This is a genomic window from Methylogaea oryzae, from assembly GCF_019669985.1.
Classification (GTDB): Bacteria; Pseudomonadota; Gammaproteobacteria; order Methylococcales; family Methylococcaceae; genus Methylogaea; species Methylogaea oryzae.
In genome coordinates this window covers 3,381,317-3,401,719 of the sequence record NZ_AP019782.1, presented here as the reverse complement: position 1 = coordinate 3,401,719, position 20,403 = coordinate 3,381,317, and the positions used below count along the sequence as shown (strand labels likewise).

Here is a 20,403-nt window from a genome sequence, read left to right as displayed (position 1 = left end):
CAGGGCACCGCGAAGCGGCGCGACGCCGGGGTGCACTTTCTTTTGGGTACTTTTCTTTGGGCAAGCAAAGAAAAGTACCTCGCCCGTGGGTGCGAGAACCCACATAAAAAACCCGCGCCGTAGGCGCACAAAATGGCACGGGTGTGAGGGTAACGCGCGGGCCATTTGATCGCCCTCCCCCCAACCCTCTCCCGTGGGGAGAGGGCGCTTGGCCGGTGCTCGTGTCGGGGTAGCAAAACGGTGTGGGCGCGGCCCGTCGCGGTCGTAATGTGCAATCGCCAGCAACGGAGAACAAACCATGTCGGACTACAAAAAATACCACTGCCAAGAATGCGAACACCTCTACGACGAAGAGAAAGGCGACCCCGATAGCGGCATCGCTCCCGGCACCCGCTGGGCGGATATCCCCGACGATTGGGTTTGCCCGGTATGCGGCGCGCCGAAGAGCTTTTTCAAGCCGGTGGACTGGTAAACCGTAGCGATACGGCAACCGGCGGGCAGGACAACGGCGGCGCCGGCTGGGTAGGGCGGCCCCGGGATTGGGCTAGGAAAAACGCGGCAAACGAGGAGGCCGTCATGCAGACCGGCAAACCGGCGCAAACATACAGTCCGCAAACCGTTCTGGCGGTTTGGAATCGCGCCACCGTAGTGGCGGGGCGCGACCCCAAGGAATATCGTAAGGATTGCCACGGCAATACGATCCGCTTCGGCGACCATGGCAACGCCAACTCGCCGTTCGGTTGGGAAATCGACCGCATCGTGCCGTCGGCACGGGGCGGCGGCGACGAATTGAGCAACTTGCAGGCTCTGCAATGGCGCAGCAGCCGCATCAAGAACGAATTTTGGCCCTGGGATTTGGCCAGTTGAGGGCGACACGCCGTTCGACAAAATCCATTCGCAATTGACCTTAAACGAAACTTTCAGGAGACCGCCATCATGTTGAACTGGGACGATCCTTTGGCCGCTTTCGGCGGCGCGAAAAAACCTTTCCAGCCGTTGGACATGGAGCCGGGCGAGGTGCCCGCCGCGACGGCGGACGAGGCGTCGGTCGCCGCCAAGGCCGCCGCCGCCATGCCGGCGCGCGCCGCCGATAAAGTGGCCGCCGACCACCACGCCGGCGCCACCGGCCTGGAAAACATCGAGATGGGCGCGCGCCGCATCCAGGTGGACGACAAGAAAATCATCAACTGCCGCGCCGACTTGAACCAGCTGGTGCCGTTCAAGTACACCTGGGCCTGGCAGAAATACCTGGACGCCTGCGCCAACCATTGGATGCCGCAGGAAATCAACATGAGCGCCGACGTGGCGCTGTGGAAGAGCCAGGACGGCCTGACGGAAGACGAGCGCACCATCATCAAGCGCAACCTGGGCTTTTTCTCCACCGCGGATTCCCTGGTGGCGAACAACCTGGTGCTGGCCGTTTACCGCCACATCACCAATCCGGAATGCCGCCAATACCTGCTGCGCCAGGCCTTCGAAGAGGCGCTGCACACCCACGCCTACCAGTACGTGGTGGAATCTCTGGCCATGGACGAGGGCGAAGTATTCAACATGTACCGCGAGGTGCCGGCGGTGGCGCGCAAGGCGGAATGGGCGCTGCCCTATACCCAGTCTCTGGGCGACCCCACTTTTCAGACCGGCACCGAGGAAGACGACCAGCGCTTGTTGCGCGACTTGATCGCTTTCTACGTGATCTTCGAAGGCATCTTCTTCTACGTGGGCTTCACCCAGATCCTGTCCATGGGCCGCCGCAACAAGATGACCGGCACCGCCGAGCAGTTCCAGTACATCATGCGCGACGAGTCCATGCACATGAACTTCGGCATCGACGTGATCAACCAGATCAAGATCGAGAACCCGCACTTGTGGGGCGCCAAGTTCCAGCAGGAGATCATCCGCATGATCCGCGAAGCGGTGGAGATCGAGACCCAGTACGCCCACGACACCATGCCGCGCGGCATCCTCGGCCTCAACGTCGGCATGTTCAAGGAGTACATGGAGTTCATCGCCAACCGCCGCTGCGCCCAGATCGGCCTGCCCGAGCAATATCCCGGCGTCGGCAATCCGTTCCCCTGGATGAGCGAAGTACTGGACCTGAAGAAGGAAAAGAACTTCTTCGAAACCCGCGTCACCGAATACCAGACCGGCGGCGCGCTGACCTGGGACTGATGGGCGTGCATCCCATGGGTGGGATGTTATGGCCGGCGGGTTTGTTGCTGGCTTGGCTGGCGTTGGCTGGGCCGGGGGGCGCACAGGCGGCGGAGTCCGGTAATGGCGCGGCTTATGCCGCCATCGCCAAGGGCGATTACGCCGCCGCCCGCTCCATCTGGTCGACCTTGGCCGGCCAGGGCGACGCCGAGGCCCAGTACAACCTGGGGGTGATGTATTCGCGCGGCGACGGCGGCGGCCAGGATTTGGCCAAGGCCGTCAAGTGGTTCCAGGCGTCGGCCACGGCGGGCAACGCCAAGGCCCAGTACAACCTAGGCGTCATGTACGCCAACGGCGAAGGCGTGGCGGCGAACGACGGCGAAGCTTTGAAGTGGCTGAAGCTGGCCGCCAAGCAGGGCTTGGCCAAGGCCCAGTACAGCCTGGGGCTGATGTACGCGGAGGGCCATGGCGTCGCCGCCAATTTGTCCGCGGCGGAGAAGTGGTACCGGCTCGCCGCCAAGCAAGGCGACCTGGAGGCCAAGCGCGCTTTGGAGGCTTTGCGCGTGCGCGGCGGCGAAAGCGGCGAGCCGGCCGCCGCGCCGCGCAGCGAGGCGCCGCCTTCGGCTCCGCCGGCGGCGCCTCCGGCCCATCGCGACAAGCTCGTGACCGTGGTGGTGCCGGCCAAGTCGCCGCCAGCCAAGAAGGCGGCGGTGGTTGCCAAGATCAAGCCCACTGCCCTGCCGAAACCGCCGCCGAAGCAAGCGGCCAAGCCCAAAATCCCCCTTCCCAAACCGCCCGCCAAACCCGCGCCGAAGATTCCCCCCAAGGCCGCCAAGCGCTGACCTGTGGCGTTTGCCAAGGTCGCCGCGTCAATCGCCTTCCCGCTCCAGTCCGCAGCACCCCGCCGTGGCGTCGCCGTCCGCGCTGAGTATCGCGCCCCGCAGGGCGTTGGGGCGATAAGTGGTGCAGCCTTTCAATCCCAGCCGGTAGGCCTGCCGGTACAAGTCCTCGAAGTCCGCGTAGGGGTACTCCGCCGGCACGTTGATGGTTTTGGAAATGGCGTTGTCGACGTGCCGCTGCAGGGCGGCCTGCATGGCCATATGCTCCGGTGGAGCGATGTCGTCGGCGGTGACCAGCGCCGGCGGCGAGCCGGTGCGGCCTAGGCTTTGCCAGAGCCGCAGGCTGTAGGGCGTCAGCGGGTAATCCCGGCAGCCGGTGGCGGTGAGGAGGCGGCGCCGGTAGCGCGTGGCGAAAACCGGTTCCAGGCCGTTGGAGACGTTGCCGGCCAGCAGGCTGATGGATCCGGTGGGGGCGATGGCCAGCAGGTGGCTGTTGCGGATGCCCTGCGCGGCGATGGCTTGACGCAGCGAATCCGGCAGCGATCGGACGAAAGGCGATGCCAGGTACGGCTCCCGTTCCAGCGCCGGAAACGAGCCTTTTTCCCCTGCCAGTTCGATGGAGGTTCTGTAAGCCGCCAGCTTGATGGTTTCCATGGCCTGCGCCGCGGCTTGGCGCGCGGCCTCCTCGCCGTAAGGCAGTCCCAGCATCACCAAGGCGTCGGCCAGGCCGGTGATGCCCAGTCCCAGCCGGCGGCAGTTCAGCGATTGGCGGCGTTGCCGTTCCAGCGGGTAATGGGAAATGTCCACCACGCCGTCCAGCAGGCGCACGGCCAGGGCGGCGGTGGCGGCGATGCCGTCCCGGTCCCAGCGCGCGTCCGGGGTGTAGGGCTCCCGTACGAAGGCGGTCAGGTTGATGGAGCCGAGGTCGCAGGCGCCATAAGGCGGCAGGGGGATTTCGCCGCAGGGGTTGGTGGTGTGGATGGTTTCCCGGTAGCGGAGGTTGTTGTCGCGGTTGATGCGGTCGATGAACAGTACGCCGGGTTCGGCCGTGTCGTAGGTGGCCCGCATCAGGCGTTGCCACAGCGTCCGGGCCGGCACGCGGCGATGGACGCGGCAGGGGACGGGGGCGGCTTGGCCGGGCCAATCGCGCGGCAGCGTCTCGCCGGCCTCGTCGCGAAGGGCCGGAAACAGCAGGGGCCAGTCGTCGTCCCTTTCCAGCGCCGCCATGAAGGCGTCGCTCACCAGTACCGACAGGTTGAAGTTGCGCAGCTTGCCGGCTTGGCGTTTGGCGCCGATGAAGGTTTCGATGTCCGGGTGGTCGATGCGCAGGGTCGCCATCATGGCGCCGCGGCGGGAGCCGGTGGACAGCAGGGTGGCGCACAGGCTGTCCCAGAGCTCCATGAAGGACACCGGCCCGGATGCGATGCCGCCCGCGCGCCGGGCGGGGCTGCCGGCCGGGCGCAGGGTGGAGAAGTCGTAGCCGATCCCGCCGCCTTCCCGCATGGTCAGCGCGCCTTCCCGGAGGGCGTCGAGGATGCCTTCCAGGGAGTCTTCGACGAGCCCCATGGCGAAGCAGTTGAACAGCGTCACCTGGCGGCCGGTGCCGGCGCCCGCCAGGATGCGGCCGCCCGGGAGGAAACGGCCTTGCTCCAGCATGTCGAAGTAGCGTTGCTCCCACGCCGGCCGTTCGGCCGGTTCCGCCGCGGCGACGGCGCGCGCCACCCGTCGCCAGGTGTCGGCGGGAGTCGGATCGTGGACATCGTCGCCGGTGCGGTAACGGTATTTGCTGTCCCAGATCAGGCGGGCGATGTCTTCGGTGTGGTGTGCCGGTTGCATGGCTCAAGCATAACACCGGGCACAAAAAAGCCCGCCAACCTTGCCGGTGGCGGGCTTCCCCTCACCCCAGCCCTCTCCCCAAAGGGGCGAGGGGGGCAAGGTCGTTGCGATTGTTTTTAGCCGCGCAGCAACACGTCGCGCAAGTCGAGGATGGCGGCGCCGGCGCGGGCCACGTAGTTGGCCAGGGTCACCGAGTAGTTGGAGAACAGGCCGAAACCGCTGCCGTTCAGCACCACCGGGCTGAGGGTGGGGGTTTGGGCGTATTCCAGCTCGTGGATGATCTGCAGGAAGGTGGAATAGGCGTTCTTGCCTTCCAGGGTTTCCTTGAAGTCCACTTCCGCCGCCCGCAGGATGTGCAGCAGAGCCCAGGTGTGGCCGCGCGCTTCGTAGAAAATGTCGTCCACCGCCAGCCAGGGGGTTTTCGGCAGGGTGGTGACGCCCTGCTGTTCCAGGGTGAATTCGTGCACGTCGGTGCTGGCGCTGAGGCGCAGGGACAAGCTGCCGAGGCGCTTGTCGAGCACTTCCAGGTATTGGCGCAGGTTGTCGGCGCGGGCGTGGAACACGGCGTCGCCGCCGCCCCTGCCGACCCGTTCCAGGTATTTGTAGAGCGACTCGATGCCCTTCTGGTATTCCGATTCGGAGGATGGCAGGCCCCAGGACATGTGGTCGTAGTAAAGCTGCGGCTCGCCGGCCGCCAGGTCCGGGTCTTCCTTGGACTGGGACTGGGCGCGGGCGAAGTGGTTGCGCAGGGCGGTGACGGCGTCGCGCAGGGCCACCAGGGCGCCGAATTCCCAGTTGGGCATGTTGTCCAGCAGCACGCTGGGCACGGTGACGTCGTTGGACAAATAGCCGCCCCGCTTGTACATCAGGGTTTCGGCGATGCTGATGGCGGTGGCGGTGTAGGTATATCCCACCGGCAGCTGGGATTTGTCGGTGACGTTGGCCTTTTTCATGGCCGATTCCACCACGTCGAAGGGGGTGGGTTCGATGCTCCAGTACTGGCCCAGTATGGTGATGGCGCCGATGACGATGGCGAAGAATACGCCGATGGTCCAATAGATGCCCCGGTCGTTGGACGATGGATTCAGGGCGCTGCTCAGCGACGCGTTTTCATTTGAACGCTTGGGGTTGGGCAGTGACATGATCGTTTCCTTGGGGCTGACTCGGGGTCCGCATAGCTTATCAGATTGGGCCGGTCTTGGAAAAAGCGGCCCTACGGGCGCTTCTTGGCGCGGGGATGGGCTTGGTCGTAGACCGCCGCCAGGCGCTGGAAGTCCACGTGGGTGTAAATCTGGGTGGTGCTGATGTCGCTGTGGCCCAGTAGCTCCTGCACGGCGCGCAGGTCGCCGCTGGATTCCAGCAAGTGGCTGGCGAAAGAGTGGCGCAGCATGTGGGGGTGCAAGTGCTTGTCGAAGCCGCAGCGCTTGCGCCAACGCTCCAGTCGGGCCTGCACGGTGCGGGGCGACAGGCGTTGGCCTTTGTCGCCGACGAACAGCGCGGCTTCCGCCGCGACGGGCAGGGCGGCGCGCGCTTCCAGCCAGCGCTCCAGGGCGCTACGGGCGTGGCGTCCGACCGGCACCACCCTTGCTTTGTCGCCTTTGCCGTGGCGGATGCGTACCGATTGGGCGCTCCAATCGATGTCTTCCAGGTCCAGCGCCACCAGTTCGCTCAGGCGCAGGCCGGAGGAATAAAACAGTTCCCACATGGCCAAGTCGCGGACTTCCAGCGTGTTGGCGGCGGGCGTGTCCAGCAGGCTGGCCAACTCGTCCACGTCCAGGGTGTGGGGCAGCGATCGGCCGGTTTTCGGCGCGCGGATGCCTTTGGCCGGGTTCCGCTCGACCGCTTGGCGGCGCAGCAGAAAGTCGTAGAAGCTGCGCAAGGCGGAGAGTTCCCGCGCCAAGGTGCGTCCGCTGAGTTCCAGCCGATGGCGGTCGGCCATATGCTGGCGGATTTGGTAGGGTTCGGCCTCGGCCCAGCGGGCGATGTGCTCAGCGGCGCAGAACCGGCGGAACTGCTCCAGGTCGCGCGCGTAATTGTCGACGGTGTGTGGCGAGGCGCGTTTTTCGTAGCGCAGATGGTCGAGAAACTCGGCCAGCTGCCGGCTCGCTTCCTCTTCCAAGGCGGTCAGCCGGCCGCCGGCAGCAGCGGCGCGAGCCGCGCCGCGACGATGTCGCCCATGCGGCCCAGCACCAAGCCGCCCATGGCCGGGTGGAAGCGCTGCTCGTCGCGGCTGCCGATGCCCAGCAGGCCCTGCCAATCGCCGCGCAGCAAAGGCACCACGGCGCTGGAGGCGACTTGGTCGGCGTCGGCGCCGAACAATAATTTGCCTTGCTCGATGTTGAGCCGGCCGAACAGGGGTTTTTGCTGCGCCAACATGGCGCCGAAAGGATTGATGCCCAGGGGGGCGAGAAACACGTCGGACAGCGGCGCGTCCGGGCGATCCAGGAAAATGCGCACGGCGACGAAGTCCGCGTCGAAACACTGGTACAAGGTGTCGGCGAGGGAGGCCAGCGCGGTTTCCAGATCGTCCGCGTCCAGCATGGCCAGGGTAAGCTGGTGCAGGCGCTGGAACAGCTTGTCGTTGTCCCGGGCGATGTCCAGCAGCTCGTCCAACTGGTGCTGCAAGCGGCGATTTTTGTCGCGCAACAGGTCCAATTGCTTTTCCACCAGGGATACGGCCGCGCCGCGGGCGTGGGGGATGTAGAGCTTTTCCAGCAGTTCCGGGTGGGCGGTGAAAAAGTCCGGATGCGCTTGCAGGTGGGCGATGATCACCGCTTCGTTGTCGTTCGAGTCGGCGGCGCCGGTGCTGTCGTTCATAGTTCGAGGGTTCCTTCGAAAACCGTGGTGGCCGGGCCGCTCATCAGTACCGGCGCGCCTCGCCCTTGCCATTCGATGTACAGGCTGCCGCCGGGCAGGTCGACCCGCACCGGCGTTTGCAGCAAACCTTGCTCTATACCGACCACCGCTGCCGCGCAGGCGCCGCTGCCGCAGGCCAGGGTTTCGCCCGAGCCCCGTTCGTAGACGCGCAGGCGAATGTGGTGGGCGTCGATTTTCTGCATGAAGCCGATATTGGCCCGCTCGGGAAACGATGCGTGGCTTTCCAGCAGCGGCCCCACGGTATCCACCGGGGCGGTGTCGACGTCGTCCGTCGGCAGGACGGCGTGGGGGTTGCCCATGGATACGGCGCCGAAGCGGTGTATGGCGCTTCCCGCCGCGGCCGTGTAATGGACGCTTTCTTGCTCCGCTTTTAAAGGGATATCGGCGGGCGCGAAGCGCGGCACGCCCATGTCCACCGTGATTTGCCCGTCCGGCCGGTGGCGCAGCAGCAGGCGTCCTGCGCGGGTGTCGACGCGGATTTCGTCTTCCAGGCACAGGCCCTTTTCCCGCACGAAGCGGGCGAAGCAGCGGGCGCCGTTGCCGCACTGGGAGACTTCGCTGCCGTCGGCGTTGAAAATGCGGTAGTGAAAGTGGGCGTCGGGTTGGATTGGCGCTTGCACCAGCAGGATTTGGTCGCAGCCGATGCCGAAGTGCCGGTCGGCCAGTTGGCGCAGCTGATCCGGCGTCAGCGCTACCGTTTGGTTGACGGCGTCGAAAACGACGAAGTCGTTGCCGAGGCCATGCATTTTGGTGAAACGCAGCATGGCTTAGCCCAGCACCAAGTGCTCGCCCTGCCACAGTTGGGCCAGGGTTTCGCGCTCGCGGATCAGGTGGGTTTTATCGCCGTCCACCAGCACCTCCGCCGGGCGCGGCCGCGAATTGTAGTTGGAGCTCATGCTGAAGCCATAGGCGCCGGCCGAGCACACCGCCAGCAAATCCCCCGGCTTGATGCGGAGTTTGCGTTCTTTGCCGAGGAAGTCGCCGGTTTCGCAGACCGGACCGACCACGTCGTACACCGCTTCCGGCGTGGCGTCGTCCTGTTGTACGGCGACGATGTCTTGCCAGGCGTTGTAGAGTGCTGGCCGCAGCAAATCGTTCATGGCGGCGTCGACGATGGCGAAGCGTTTGGCCGGCGTATCCTTGATATATTCCACCCGGGTCAACAGCAGCCCGGCGTTGCCGACGATGGCGCGGCCCGGTTCCAACAGGATTTCGTAGGGGGTATCGCCCAGCTTTTCCCGTAGCGCCGCGGCGTATTCGGCCGGCGTGGGCGGCGTTTCGTCGCGGTAGCGTATGCCCAGGCCGCCGCCCAGGTCCAAGTGCTTGATGGCGATGCCGGCTTGCTCCAGGCGTTGCGCCAGGTTCAGCACCCGCTGCAGTGCGTCCTGGAAGGGGGCGGTGTTGGTGATTTGCGAGCCGATGTGGCAATCGATGCCGGTGACGGCCAGATTGGGCAAGGCGGCTGCTTTTTGGTAGAAGTCCAGCGCGTCGTCGATGGCGATGCCGAATTTGTTTTCCCGGAGGCCGGTGGAGATATAAGGATGGGTCTGTGCGTCCACGTCGGGATTGACGCGCAGCGATATGGGCGCCTTGCGGCCCAGTTCGCCGGCGATGCGATCCAGCCGGTTCAACTCGTCCGGCGTTTCCACGTTGAAGCAGCGGATGCCGACTTCCAGGGCGCGGCGCAGTTCTTCTTCGCGCTTGCCGACGCCGGAAAACACCACTTTGCCGGGGTCGCCGCCAGCGGCCAAAACCCTTTCCAATTCGCCCACGGAAACGATGTCGAAGCCGGAGCCCAGTCGCGCCAACAGGTTAAGCAGCGCCAAGTTGGAGTTGGCCTTGACTGCGTAGCAAATCAGATGGGGACGGTCGGCGAAAGCGTCGTCGTAGGCGCGCCAGTGGTTTTCCAAGGCGGCGCGGGAATAGACGTAGCAAGGGGTGCCGTAGCGCGCCGCGACGGCGTTCAAGGGCTGGTTCTCCGCTTGGAACAGCGCGCCCTGATAGTGGAAAACCTTCATTTAGCGCGCGCCCTTTTGGGATTGGCTTTGCTGCTTCGCGGCCTTGTTGCCTTGTTCTGCGTCCGCTCCGTTTTGCGAATCGCCGGCGGCCTCGGGGGGCGGCAGATAGAGCGGACCTTTTTGACCGCAGCCGGCGCTTAGCAGCGCCAAGAGGGCGAGTATCAAGCTGTATTTCATGGGAGTTCCGTTGCTGGGGCAGGTTGCCGGCCAATTGTAATGCAAGGCGGCAAGCGGCCCAAGCAGCGGAGGGACTCCGTTAGGTGCCCGCTTCGTGTTCGTCCTTGGTGAAACGACGGTAATTGATGGTGAGTTTCAAACCGGCGAAGCGCCCGGACATCTTGCTCAAGCGATCCGTCTGTTTATCGAAATAGAGCTTGGCAACGGCGATGCGGTTTTTTTCGTGGTCTTCGTCGACGGCGCGGCCGTCTAAGCGGAATTTGTACGTGTAACGTAAGCTGCCGCCTTTCTCGACGATCTCCAAAGGTTCGCCCAAGGCTGCGACGACCTTGCTGCGCGGGGGGAGCTTGTCGGCGATTTTTTCCAAATGGGCCGGGTCGGCGCTCACTTTTTGATTGGCCTGGTCGATGTTGGCGCTGCCCAGGGAGCGCAGTGAGGCTTCCAGGAAGGCGGGCGGCGCTATGGCGAGGAATACCGGCGAGAAATCCCAGCTGACCAGGCGGTCCTGGTTGTCGAAGCTCAACTCGAACACTAGGTCGCCGGCCGGCGCGCGGGTGACGTCGCCGGTGCCGTTCAGCTTCTGGAACACATAGTTGTTGCGCTTGCCGTTGGGCAAAGGCTGCCGGGCGGTGGGTTCGATCCCGGACAAATAGGTGAAGTCCTCGCTGAGCAGGGTGGGGCGGTGAAAGTGCAGGATGAAATGTTCGCCGGAATCGACATGGAAGTTTTGGTCGAATTCGGCGATTTGGTTTTTGGTTTCCAGCAGGCGCAGCCAGACGCAGCCGCTGAGCAATAACGCCAAGCAACAAATACCGGCGGCCTTCAGCCAGCTTGGAAGGAGAGGGCGCAGTGAAGCGCCGAAGGGTTGGGTGCGCAAGTGTGTCTCGATTTCGTTGGTGTTGAGCTGGTCGCCTTGGGATGCGTTATTTCAGCGCAAAGCGCTTTACCATGTTCTTCAAGTTGATGGCCAAGCTTAGAAGTTCTTGGCTGGTGCGCGTGGTGCGCTCCGCTTCCTCTGAGACGCGGTGGCTGGCTCCGCTGATATTGCTGATATTGCGCTTGATTTCTTCGGTGACGCAGGTTTGCTCCTCGACGGCGCTGGCGACCTGAATGCTCATATCCTTGATCCTGTTCACCGCCTGGGATATCTCCGACAAGGTGCTGTCTGCCAGGCCCGCTTGCTGTACGCTGTGATTGGCTTGCTCGCGCCCTTTTTCCATAGCGGCCGCCGCTTGGCGCGCGCCGATTTGCAAAACCTCCACGATTTTTTGGATTTCGTGGGTGGAGTTTTGCGTGCTGGACGCCAGTTTGCGCACCTCGTCCGCCACCACGGCGAATCCGCGACCCTGTTCGCCGGCGCGGGCTGCTTCGATGGCGGCGTTGAGTGCCAATAGATTGGTTTGATCGGCGATATCGCGGATAACGCTGACCACCACGTCGATGTTTTTGCTTTCCTGCTCCAGCTGGTGGATGGCAGTGGCGGCGTTGGCGACGGCCTGGGCAAGATGGCCTATGGCGCCGGTGGTGTTGGTGACCGCGTCCCGGCCATTATTGGCCATGTTGGTGGAGGTCTCCGCGGCGGAAGCCGCGTCGGCGGCGTTTTGCGCGACGCTCTGCACAGCCAGCGTCATTTCGTCTATGGCTGCCGCCATCATGTCGACGGACGCTTGCTGGTGGTCGAGGTCGTGGCTGGTGACAGCGGCGATGTCCGCCGTGTTTTGCGCCATATTGGCCAGTTGTTGCGCCGTTTCGTCGAAGCGCCGCATCACGGTGCGGAGTCGTGCTTGTAACGCCAGCGTGGCCGTTTCGAGCTGCCCGACATCGTCGTTGCGGCCGGTATAAACCAGCCGGGTGACCGTGTTGTCGATGATTTGCTTGGATCGCTGCGCCGCTTGGGCGAGCGGCCGGCTAAGTTGCCATGCCAGCGCCCAAGCGAGAACCATGGAGGCTGCGCCGACGCCGAGAAAAGCGGCGTTAGCGAACAAGTCGCCAACCCATCCTATGGCGCCCAGCGTCGGTAGCAGCAAGGCTACGATCGCTTTGTAATAGTGAAGCGCGGTGCTCCCGTAGGCCGGCAGCTTGGTGATCTTCTTATCGAGTATGGCTTTGTATAGGGGGGCGGCCCGGTCGACGTATTCCTTGTTCGGCTTCACCCGCACCGATTCGTAGCCGACGACCTTATCGTCTTCGATCATGGGGGTGACGAATGCGTCGACCCAATAATAATCGCCGTTTTTCGCGCGGTTTTTGACGATGCCCATCCAGGCGTGGTTGCTTTTTATGGTTGCCCACAGGTCGGCGAACGCCGCTTCGGGCATGTCGGGATGGCGGACGATGTTGTGATTTTTCCCGAGCAGCTCCTCTTTGCTGAACTGCGCGATTCTCACGAAGTCTTCATCGGCGTAGGTGATGATCCCCTTAAGATCGGTGGTCGAAATAATCTGTGTGTCGTCACTCAGTCTGATTTCGCGGTCTGTTACTGGGAGATTGATCTTCATCTGCCTGAATCTCTGTGAGTTTTTATTGTTGTCTTTGCTCTCGGCCAAACGGGGCCAATGGCCCCTAGTGTGGTGAAGAACCATCGGAAATACAAGCGTACGGGGCAAGACCGCCAAGCCGGGCCGCGCCGCTTTTTCGACCCACTAAAGCGCTATTGACAAGGGGAGGCGAAGTGATAGACTGCGGCCCTACCATAAAGGACGGGTCTCCTTGCTGTGTGCGCGTTGCGGGCAAAGCAGGAGTGGGAAAAGGGAAGAAAAAGTGAGATGGAGGCTCCCGATTTCGGGGGTCTAAGTCTCGATAAAGTCGTCATCTAAAGAGGTAATAACATGGCTGCAACGTCTCTTTCGGTTGCTGGCGCTCAGGACAAGCCCCTGTTGGACAAGGGCTGGCTGACGTTCGCATTTATGCTGTACACGGTGTTCTACTTTTGGGTTCGCTGGTACGAAGGTGTTTACGGCTGGTCCGCTGGCCTGGACGCATTCGCACCGGAATTCGAAACGTACTGGATGAACTTCCTGTACATCGAAATCGTGCTGGAAATCACCACGGCTTCCATCCTGTGGGGCTACCTGTGGAAGAGCCGCGACCGTAACCTGGCTGCTATCACCCCGCGTGAAGAGCTGCGCCGCAACATGACCCACCTGGTATGGCTGTTCGCCTACGCATGGGCCATCTACTGGGGTGCTTCCTACTTCACCGAACAGGACGGCACCTGGCACCAGACCGTGGTGCGCGACACCGACTTCACGCCGTCGCACATCATTGAGTTCTACCTGACCTACCCGATCTACATCATCACGGGTTTTGCTTCCTTCCTGTACGCGAAGACCCGTCTTCCGCACTGGAACAAGGGCATGTCCCTGCCGTACCTGATCACCGTGGTAGGTCCGTTCATGATTCTGCCGAACGTAGGTCTGAACGAATGGGGTCACACCTTCTGGTTCATGGAAGAGCTGTTCGTAGCTCCGCTGCACTACGGCTTCGTGATCTTCGGCTGGCTGGCTCTGGCTGTGATGGGCGTTGTGCTGCAGATCATGGACAGCCTGAACCCGCTGATCGGCCGCGAAGTTTGCTCCGCTATCGATTCCGGCGCTTGCAAGGTCTAATAGCGGACTCCTTCTCTGACCTGGCCTCCTCGGTTTTTATCGAGAAAAAGGCGACTTTGGTGACGACTTAGAGTGTGGCGGGAGCTAGCTCCCGCCACTCCCGAAGAAAACCACCATGGGTTAGAGATATGAAGCGGCCCTCGCGAAGATGGTCGTGGACAAAGACAATAAGATAATTGGAGGTAACTCATGAGCACACTTCAATCTGCAGTTCGGTCGCATGCCGAAGCGGTGCAGGTTTCGAGAACGATTGACTATTTGATATTGTTCATCGTTTTCTTCGTAGTGGTAGGTTCCTATCACATTCACGCCATGTTGACCATGGGTGACTGGGACTTCTGGGCTGACTGGAAAGACCGTCGTCTGTGGGTAACGGTAACCCCGATCGTGCTGGTCACGTTCCCGGCTGCTGTTCAGGTTTGGTTGTGGGAAAACTTCCGTCTGCCCTGGGGCGCGACGGTTTGCGTACTGGCTCTGGTGTTGGGTGAGTGGATCAACCGCTACTTCAACTTCTGGGGTTGGACCTACTTCCCGGTAAACTTCGTGTTCCCGGCAATTCTGACGCCTGGCGCGATTCTGTTGGACGTAGTGCTGTGCATGAGCGGCAGCTACCTGTTTACGGCGATCATTGGCGCCATGGGCTGGGGTTTGATTTTCTACCCGGGCAACTGGCCGATCATTGCACCGCTGCACGTGCCGGTGGAATACAACGGCATGCTGATGTCGATTGCCGACATCCAGGGTTACAACTACGTACGTACCGGTACGCCTGAGTACATCCGCATGGTGGAAAAAGGTACTCTGAGAACCTTTGGTAAGGACGTGGCGCCTGTGTCTGCATTCTTCTCGGCCTTTATGTCCATCTTGATTTACTTCATGTGGCATTTCGTGGGTCGTTGGTTTGCTAGCACCCGTTTCCTGCAACAGACCTAATTAAGTCGACGGGAAAACGAAAGGCGTGCGCCTGGAGCGCCAAGTGGTCAAAAGCGTGGTGTTCTGGGTGTGACGAGTGGTGTCTGTACGGCGTATAGCTGAGGCAGGCGCTTCTAGAACGACTGAAATATTCCTACCAAGAGGAAGAAGTAATATGAAAACAATAACGAAGTGGTCCGCAGTAGGGCTGCTGATCGCGCTGGCGGCAAGCGTTTATGCTCCGACGGCATCGGCCCACGGTGAAAAGTCGCAGGCAGCATTCATGCGTATGCGTACGATTCACTGGTACGACCTGAAGTGGTCGAAAGAAGCAGTGAACGTTAACGAAGAAGTGGAAATTACTGGTAAGTTCCACGTATTCGAAGGTTGGCCGGAAACCGTAGCGGATCCGGACGACGCGTTCCTGAACATCGGTATCCCCGGCCCGGTATTCATCCGTAAGGAATCCTACATCGGCGGTCAGCTGGTGCCGCGTTCCGTACGTTTGGAAGTGGGTTCCACCTACGACTTCCGCGTGGTTCTGAAGGCTCGTCGTCCTGGCGACTGGCACGTTCACACCATGTTGAACGTTGAAGGCGGTGGTCCGATCATCGGCCCCGGCAAGTGGATCACCATCAATGGCTCCATGGGCAGCTTCACCAACCCGGTGACGACCCTGACCGGCCAGACGGTTGACCTGGAAAACTACAACCTGGGCAACACCTACTTCTGGCACGCCTTCTGGTATGCCTTTGGTGTGGCTTGGATGTTGTACTGGTGCCGTCGCCCGGTATGGCTGCCGCGTTTCCTGATGGTTAAGGCTGGTCGCACCGACGAGCTGGTTACCGCAGGCGACAAGAAGGTATCCATGGGCTTTGGTGCAGCAACGATCCTGATCGTTGTATTCGCTATGAGCAGCGCGAACAACCAGTACCCGGTAACGATTCCGTTGCAGGCTGGTACGGTTCGTGGCATCAAGGCGATCGACATGCCGAAGGCTGTGGTTAAGGTTAAGGTTGAAGACGCTGTATACCGCGTACCGGGTCGTTCCATGAACATGACCCTGACCATGACCAACACCGGCAGCAGCCCTGTGCAGCTGGGTGAGTTCTACACCGCGTCCGTACGTTTCATGAACGCTTCCGTGTCCAAAGACGAAACCGGTTATCCGGAAGACTTGCTGGCTGAAGACGGTCTGAGCGTAAGCGACAACAGCCCGCTGGCTCCGGGTGAAACCCGTACCGTGAAGGTACAGGCTTCCGACGCCGCTTGGGAAGTGTATCGTTTGTCCGACATCATCTACGATCCGGATAGCCGTTTCGCCGGCATCCTGTTCTTCTATGATGCGTCTGGCACTCGTACGCAGACCACCATTGACGCACCGCTGATCCCGACCTTCATGTAAGAAGGCCGGCCCTGCGTAGCCTCGGCTACGCAGGGGTCAGCAAACGAGGCCCCGTCGGCTCATGCCGGCGGGGCCTTTTTATTTTGTCTGAGGCGTATTTCACAGTTTGAAGGTGTGTTGACAAGCAGGGGCGAGCTGTTATGCTGTCGCCTCACCTTAGGAGCAGGGTCCCTGCACTCGGCATACATGGCGTATACGGGCAGGGTTGGAAAAGGAAAAAAAGAGCCGATAAACGCCGTTCGCGGCGTTTAAAAAGCTCAAAAAAGTTGTCATTAGGAGGTAATAACATGGCTGCAACGTCTCTTTCGGTTGCTGGCGCTCAGGACAAGCCCCTGTTGGACAAGGGCTGGCTGACGTTCGCATTTATGCTGTACACGGTGTTCTACTTTTGGGTTCGCTGGTACGAAGGTGTTTACGGCTGGTCCGCTGGCCTGGACGCATTCGCACCGGAATTCGAAACGTACTGGATGAACTTCCTGTACATCGAAATCGTGCTGGAAATCACCACGGCTTCCATCCTGTGGGGCTACCTGTGGAAGAGCCGCGACCGTAACCTGGCTGCTATCACCCCGCGTGAAGAGCTGCGCCGCAACATGACCCACCTGGTATGGCTGTTCGCCTACGCATGGGCCATCTACTGGGGTGCTTCCTACTTCACCGAACAGGACGGCACCTGGCACCAGACCGTGGTGCGCGACACCGACTTCACGCCGTCGCACATCATTGAGTTCTACCTGACCTACCCGATCTACATCATCACGGGTTTTGCTTCCTTCCTGTACGCGAAGACCCGTCTTCCGCACTGGAACAAGGGCATGTCCCTGCCGTACCTGATCACCGTGGTAGGTCCGTTCATGATTCTGCCGAACGTAGGTCTGAACGAATGGGGTCACACCTTCTGGTTCATGGAAGAGCTGTTCGTAGCTCCGCTGCACTACGGCTTCGTGATCTTCGGCTGGCTGGCTCTGGCTGTGATGGGCGTTGTGCTGCAGATCATGGACAGCCTGACTCCGCTGATGGGCCGTGATCTGTGCCCTGACCTGTAAGAACGACAATAAGATAATTGGAGGTAACTCATGAGCACACTTCAATCTGCAGTTCGGTCGCATGCCGAAGCGGTGCAGGTTTCGAGAACGATTGACTATTTGATATTGTTCATCGTTTTCTTCGTAGTGGTAGGTTCCTATCACATTCACGCCATGTTGACCATGGGTGACTGGGACTTCTGGGCTGACTGGAAAGACCGTCGTCTGTGGGTAACGGTAACCCCGATCGTGCTGGTCACGTTCCCGGCTGCTGTTCAGGTTTGGTTGTGGGAAAACTTCCGTCTGCCCTGGGGCGCGACGGTTTGCGTACTGGCTCTGGTGTTGGGTGAGTGGATCAACCGCTACTTCAACTTCTGGGGTTGGACCTACTTCCCGGTAAACTTCGTGTTCCCGGCAATTCTGACGCCTGGCGCGATTCTGTTGGACGTAGTGCTGTGCATGAGCGGCAGCTACCTGTTTACGGCGATCATTGGCGCCATGGGCTGGGGTTTGATTTTCTACCCGGGCAACTGGCCGATCATTGCACCGCTGCACGTGCCGGTGGAATACAACGGCATGCTGATGTCGATTGCCGACATCCAGGGTTACAACTACGTACGTACCGGTACGCCTGAGTACATCCGCATGGTGGAAAAAGGTACTCTGAGAACCTTTGGTAAGGACGTGGCGCCTGTGTCTGCATTCTTCTCGGCCTTTATGTCCATCTTGATTTACTTCATGTGGCATTTCGTGGGTCGTTGGTTTGCTAGCACCCGTTTCCTGCAACAGACCTAATTAAGTCGACGGGAAAACGAAAGGCGTGCGCCTGGAGCGCCAAGTGGTCAAAAGCGTGGTGTTCTGGGTGTGACGAGTGGTGTCTGTACGGCGTATAGCTGAGGCAGGCGCTTCTAGAACGACTGAAATATTCCTACCAAGAGGAAGAAGTAATATGAAAACAATAACGAAGTGGTCCGCAGTAGGGCTGCTGATCGCGCTGGCGGCAAGCGTTTATGCTCCGACGGCATCGGCCCACGGTGAAAAGTCGCAGGCAGCATTCATGCGTATGCGTACGATTCACTGGTACGACCTGAAGTGGTCGAAAGAAGCAGTGAACGTTAACGAAGAAGTGGAAATTACTGGTAAGTTCCACGTATTCGAAGGTTGGCCGGAAACCGTAGCGGATCCGGACGACGCGTTCCTGAACATCGGTATCCCCGGCCCGGTATTCATCCGTAAGGAATCCTACATCGGCGGTCAGCTGGTGCCGCGTTCCGTACGTTTGGAAGTGGGTTCCACCTACGACTTCCGCGTGGTTCTGAAGGCTCGTCGTCCTGGCGACTGGCACGTTCACACCATGTTGAACGTTGAAGGCGGTGGTCCGATCATCGGCCCCGGCAAGTGGATCACCATCAATGGCTCCATGGGCAGCTTCACCAACCCGGTGACGACCCTGACCGGCCAGACGGTTGACCTGGAAAACTACAACCTGGGCAACACCTACTTCTGGCACGCCTTCTGGTATGCCTTTGGTGTGGCTTGGATGTTGTACTGGTGCCGTCGCCCGGTATGGCTGCCGCGTTTCCTGATGGTTAAGGCTGGTCGCACCGACGAGCTGGTTACCGCAGGCGACAAGAAGGTATCCATGGGCTTTGGTGCAGCAACGATCCTGATCGTTGTATTCGCTATGAGCAGCGCGAACAACCAGTACCCGGTAACGATTCCGTTGCAGGCTGGTACGGTTCGTGGCATCAAGGCGATCGACATGCCGAAGGCTGTGGTTAAGGTTAAGGTTGAAGACGCTGTATACCGCGTACCGGGTCGTTCCATGAACATGACCCTGACCATGACCAACACCGGCAGCAGCCCTGTGCAGCTGGGTGAGTTCTACACCGCGTCCGTACGTTTCATGAACGCTTCCGTGTCCAAAGACGAAACCGGTTATCCGGAAGACTTGCTGGCTGAAGACGGTCTGAGCGTAAGCGACAACAGCCCGCTGGCTCCGGGTGAAACCCGTACCGTGAAGGTACAGGCTTCCGACGCCGCTTGGGAAGTGTATCGTTTGTCCGACATCATCTACGATCCGGATAGCCGTTTCGCCGGCATCCTGTTCTTCTATGATGCGTCTGGCACTCGTACGCAGACCACCATTGACGCACCGCTGATCCCGACCTTCATGTAAGAAGGCCGGCCCTGCGTAGCCTCGGCTACGCAGGGGTCAGCAAACGAGGCCCCGTCGGCTCACGCCGCCGGGGCCTTTTTATTTCTGGGGTTTCTCGCTTGGATATACCCTGCCATATAATTCGATGCCTGGTCGATCGCGGGTCGGCGAGATATCGTATCGTGACTTCTAAGCTGTCCTTCCCTATTAGATGAATACTGACCTGTCGAAATCCGCTGCGCCGCGTCGCTTGAGTAGCGACGATGTCATGGGCTTGCCCCGGTTGTCTTGGTGCGCCGAGGGTCGGTGCTCCTTGAGGGTGTATTTGGCGGGAGAGTGGAGCCTATTCGCGGGGGTGCCGCCTTGTGGCGAATTGCTATCGGCTTTGGCGTCATTGGACGGGGCGGCGCACGTGGTTTTGGACGCAACGCGTCTCGGCCGGTGGGACAGCACGTTGCTCCTGGTGGTTCGCCGGATAACGGCGGTTTGCCGGCAACGGGCGCTGGTGATTGAGGGCGCAGAATTGCCCGAGTCGGCCAGCGCGTTGTTGAATCTTGCGGAAGGGCGGGGGAGCGATATCGGTGAAGGCAAAATCGAGCTTCCTGTCCCGCTGGTCGCCCGCATAGGCAGCGCGGCCTTGGATAGGATCGCCGAGTTTAAAGCCCAGTTGGCGTTTGTCGGTATGCTGGCCTGCGCCTTGGGCGCCTTTGTTCGAGGCAAGGCGCGCGGGCGTCCCGGCTCGTTAGCGCGCTTGTTGCAACAATGCGGACCGAATGCGGTTCCGATCATCACCTTGATCAGCTTTCTGGTGGGGATGATTTTGGCCTTTATCGGCGCGGTGCAATTGCGGCAGTTCGGCGCGCAGCTATACATCGCCGATTTGGTCGGACTGGGCATGGCGAAGGAAATGGGCGCCATGATGACCGCCGTTATTATGGCGGGCAGAACCGGCGCCGCTTATGCGGCTGAACTCGGCTCGATGCGGGTCAATGAAGAAACGGACGCCTTGCATACCTTGGGCATCGATCCCATGGAGTTTTTGGTGATTCCCCGAATATTGGCGCTGGTGTTGGCGATGCCGGTCTTGTGCATTTACGCGGATTTCATGGGGATTGTCGGAGGGGCGGTCGTAACGGCCGCGTTGTTCGATATTTCCATGTTGGAATATTTCAACGAAAGCCGTGTTTGGCTGCATATGTCGGATTTCAACGTGGGAATCGGCAAGTCGGTGGTGTTCGCCGTATTGGTGGGCGCGGCCGGGTGCATGCGCGGCCTGCGCTGTGGCACGAGTTCCAGCGACGTGGGGTATGCCGCGACAAGCGCGGTGGTCACTAGCATCGTCTGGGTCGTTGTGGCGGATGCGATTTTGACCTTGCTCATCACGACGCTGAATATCTGAG

Annotated in this window: 20 protein-coding genes; 11 read left to right on the top strand and 9 right to left on the bottom strand. The window is 60.9% G+C overall.

Annotated elements, in window-relative coordinates; genetic code table 11:
* The first annotated feature begins 298 nt into the window (after positions 1-298).
* The 4 genes from K5607_RS15005 (at position 299) to K5607_RS14990 (ending at position 2,990) form a co-directional block, all read left to right on the top strand.
* Positions 299-472 (top strand): rubredoxin, encoded by a 174-nt coding sequence (locus K5607_RS15005; protein WP_054773687.1) that lies wholly within the window; start codon positions 299-301, stop codon positions 470-472.
* A gap of 104 nt (positions 473-576) precedes the next feature.
* Positions 577-867, top strand: a complete 291-nt coding sequence (locus K5607_RS15000) for an HNH endonuclease signature motif containing protein (protein WP_054773686.1) — start codon at positions 577-579, stop codon at positions 865-867.
* A 69-nt stretch (positions 868-936) separates the two neighbouring features.
* The gene (locus K5607_RS14995) at positions 937-2,169 is read left to right on the top strand and encodes a ribonucleotide-diphosphate reductase subunit beta (RefSeq protein ID WP_221047494.1); all 1,233 of its coding nucleotides are present in this window, start codon (positions 937-939) and stop codon (positions 2,167-2,169) included.
* Positions 2,170-2,183: 14 nt separating this feature from the next.
* Positions 2,184-2,990 carry a tetratricopeptide repeat protein gene (locus K5607_RS14990; RefSeq protein WP_221047493.1) on the top strand — a complete coding sequence of 269 codons (807 nt, stop codon included), beginning with the start codon at positions 2,184-2,186 and terminating at the stop codon, positions 2,988-2,990.
* A 27-nt stretch (positions 2,991-3,017) separates the two neighbouring features.
* Here K5607_RS14990 and K5607_RS14985 read toward each other — a convergent pair whose 3' ends face one another.
* The 9 genes from K5607_RS14985 to K5607_RS14945 all read right to left on the bottom strand — a co-directional run bounded on the left by K5607_RS14985 (position 3,018) and on the right by K5607_RS14945 (position 12,393).
* Positions 3,018-4,823, bottom strand: a complete 1,806-nt coding sequence (locus K5607_RS14985) for an adenosylcobalamin-dependent ribonucleoside-diphosphate reductase (protein ID WP_221047492.1) — start codon at positions 4,821-4,823, stop codon at positions 3,018-3,020.
* Between the two features lie 116 nt (positions 4,824-4,939).
* Positions 4,940-5,965: a DUF2333 family protein gene (locus K5607_RS14980; protein WP_221047491.1), complete on the bottom strand. Its 1,026-nt coding sequence runs from the start codon at positions 5,963-5,965 to the stop codon at positions 4,940-4,942.
* Positions 5,966-6,036: 71 nt separating this feature from the next.
* Positions 6,037-6,942: a tyrosine recombinase XerC gene (xerC, locus tag K5607_RS14975; protein ID WP_221047490.1), complete on the bottom strand. Its 906-nt coding sequence runs from the start codon at positions 6,940-6,942 to the stop codon at positions 6,037-6,039.
* Between the two features lie 5 nt (positions 6,943-6,947).
* On the bottom strand, positions 6,948-7,640 hold the full coding sequence (locus tag K5607_RS14970; protein ID WP_221047489.1) for a DUF484 family protein: 693 nt from the start codon (positions 7,638-7,640) through the stop codon (positions 6,948-6,950).
* Positions 7,637-8,464, bottom strand: coding sequence for a diaminopimelate epimerase (gene dapF, locus K5607_RS14965; RefSeq protein WP_221047488.1), 828 nt, complete (start codon positions 8,462-8,464; stop codon positions 7,637-7,639). Before dapF ends, K5607_RS14970 begins: the two co-directional genes overlap by 4 nt.
* A 3-nt stretch (positions 8,465-8,467) precedes the next feature.
* Positions 8,468-9,718 carry a diaminopimelate decarboxylase gene (lysA, locus tag K5607_RS14960; protein WP_221047487.1) on the bottom strand — a complete coding sequence of 417 codons (1,251 nt, stop codon included), beginning with the start codon at positions 9,716-9,718 and terminating at the stop codon, positions 8,468-8,470.
* A complete protein-coding gene (lptM, locus tag K5607_RS14955) occupies positions 9,719-9,895 on the bottom strand; it encodes an LPS translocon maturation chaperone LptM (protein ID WP_221047486.1) in 177 nt (58 codons plus the stop codon).
* Positions 9,896-9,974: 79 nt separating this feature from the next.
* Complete coding sequence (locus K5607_RS14950) at positions 9,975-10,772, bottom strand: hypothetical protein (protein ID WP_156302638.1); 798 nt, start codon at positions 10,770-10,772, stop codon at positions 9,975-9,977.
* A 46-nt stretch (positions 10,773-10,818) separates the two neighbouring features.
* Positions 10,819-12,393: a methyl-accepting chemotaxis protein gene (locus K5607_RS14945; protein WP_221047485.1), complete on the bottom strand. Its 1,575-nt coding sequence runs from the start codon at positions 12,391-12,393 to the stop codon at positions 10,819-10,821.
* 330 nt (positions 12,394-12,723) lie between these two features.
* Between K5607_RS14945 and amoC (K5607_RS14940) the strand changes: the two genes are divergently transcribed.
* From amoC (K5607_RS14940) to K5607_RS14910, 7 genes are all read left to right on the top strand, one after another.
* Complete coding sequence (gene amoC / locus K5607_RS14940) at positions 12,724-13,503, top strand: bacterial ammonia monooxygenase, subunit AmoC (RefSeq protein ID WP_221047484.1); 780 nt, start codon at positions 12,724-12,726, stop codon at positions 13,501-13,503.
* 189 nt (positions 13,504-13,692) lie between these two features.
* Positions 13,693-14,436, top strand: coding sequence for a bacterial ammonia monooxygenase, subunit AmoA (amoA, locus tag K5607_RS14935; RefSeq protein ID WP_054774741.1), 744 nt, complete (start codon positions 13,693-13,695; stop codon positions 14,434-14,436).
* Positions 14,437-14,590: 154 nt separating this feature from the next.
* Positions 14,591-15,820 (top strand): bacterial ammonia monooxygenase, subunit AmoB, encoded by a 1,230-nt coding sequence (gene amoB, locus K5607_RS14930; protein WP_054774742.1) that lies wholly within the window; start codon positions 14,591-14,593, stop codon positions 15,818-15,820.
* 287 nt (positions 15,821-16,107) lie between these two features.
* Positions 16,108-16,866 carry a bacterial ammonia monooxygenase, subunit AmoC gene (amoC, locus tag K5607_RS14925; protein ID WP_221047483.1) on the top strand — a complete coding sequence of 253 codons (759 nt, stop codon included), beginning with the start codon at positions 16,108-16,110 and terminating at the stop codon, positions 16,864-16,866.
* 30 nt (positions 16,867-16,896) lie between these two features.
* Positions 16,897-17,640 (top strand): bacterial ammonia monooxygenase, subunit AmoA, encoded by a 744-nt coding sequence (amoA, locus tag K5607_RS14920; RefSeq protein WP_054774741.1) that lies wholly within the window; start codon positions 16,897-16,899, stop codon positions 17,638-17,640.
* Positions 17,641-17,794: 154 nt separating this feature from the next.
* Positions 17,795-19,024, top strand: coding sequence for a bacterial ammonia monooxygenase, subunit AmoB (amoB, locus tag K5607_RS14915; RefSeq protein WP_054774742.1), 1,230 nt, complete (start codon positions 17,795-17,797; stop codon positions 19,022-19,024).
* Positions 19,025-19,526: 502 nt separating this feature from the next.
* Entirely contained in the window at positions 19,527-20,402 is an 876-nt protein-coding gene (locus K5607_RS14910) for an MlaE family ABC transporter permease (RefSeq protein WP_221047482.1), read from the top strand.
* Position 20,403 lies beyond the last annotated feature (1 nt).

Coding starts and splice junctions, on each gene's coding strand:
- amoC (WP_221047484.1), top strand. CDS start 12,724: ATGGCTGCAACGTCTCTTTCGGTTGCTGGCGCTCAGGACAAGCCCCTG.
- K5607_RS14985 (WP_221047492.1), bottom strand. CDS start 4,823: ATGCAACCGGCACACCACACCGAAGACATCGCCCGCCTGATCTGGGAC.
- lysA (WP_221047487.1), bottom strand. CDS start 9,718: ATGAAGGTTTTCCACTATCAGGGCGCGCTGTTCCAAGCGGAGAACCAG.
- amoA (WP_054774741.1), top strand. CDS start 16,897: ATGAGCACACTTCAATCTGCAGTTCGGTCGCATGCCGAAGCGGTGCAG.
- dapF (WP_221047488.1), bottom strand. CDS start 8,464: ATGCTGCGTTTCACCAAAATGCATGGCCTCGGCAACGACTTCGTCGTT.
- K5607_RS14990 (WP_221047493.1), top strand. CDS start 2,184: ATGGGTGGGATGTTATGGCCGGCGGGTTTGTTGCTGGCTTGGCTGGCG.
- amoA (WP_054774741.1), top strand. CDS start 13,693: ATGAGCACACTTCAATCTGCAGTTCGGTCGCATGCCGAAGCGGTGCAG.
- K5607_RS15005 (WP_054773687.1), top strand. CDS start 299: ATGTCGGACTACAAAAAATACCACTGCCAAGAATGCGAACACCTCTAC.
- K5607_RS14945 (WP_221047485.1), bottom strand. CDS start 12,393: ATGAAGATCAATCTCCCAGTAACAGACCGCGAAATCAGACTGAGTGAC.
- K5607_RS14995 (WP_221047494.1), top strand. CDS start 937: ATGTTGAACTGGGACGATCCTTTGGCCGCTTTCGGCGGCGCGAAAAAA.
- K5607_RS15000 (WP_054773686.1), top strand. CDS start 577: ATGCAGACCGGCAAACCGGCGCAAACATACAGTCCGCAAACCGTTCTG.
- amoC (WP_221047483.1), top strand. CDS start 16,108: ATGGCTGCAACGTCTCTTTCGGTTGCTGGCGCTCAGGACAAGCCCCTG.
- lptM (WP_221047486.1), bottom strand. CDS start 9,895: ATGAAATACAGCTTGATACTCGCCCTCTTGGCGCTGCTAAGCGCCGGC.
- K5607_RS14980 (WP_221047491.1), bottom strand. CDS start 5,965: ATGTCACTGCCCAACCCCAAGCGTTCAAATGAAAACGCGTCGCTGAGC.
- amoB (WP_054774742.1), top strand. CDS start 14,591: ATGAAAACAATAACGAAGTGGTCCGCAGTAGGGCTGCTGATCGCGCTG.
- amoB (WP_054774742.1), top strand. CDS start 17,795: ATGAAAACAATAACGAAGTGGTCCGCAGTAGGGCTGCTGATCGCGCTG.
- K5607_RS14970 (WP_221047489.1), bottom strand. CDS start 7,640: ATGAACGACAGCACCGGCGCCGCCGACTCGAACGACAACGAAGCGGTG.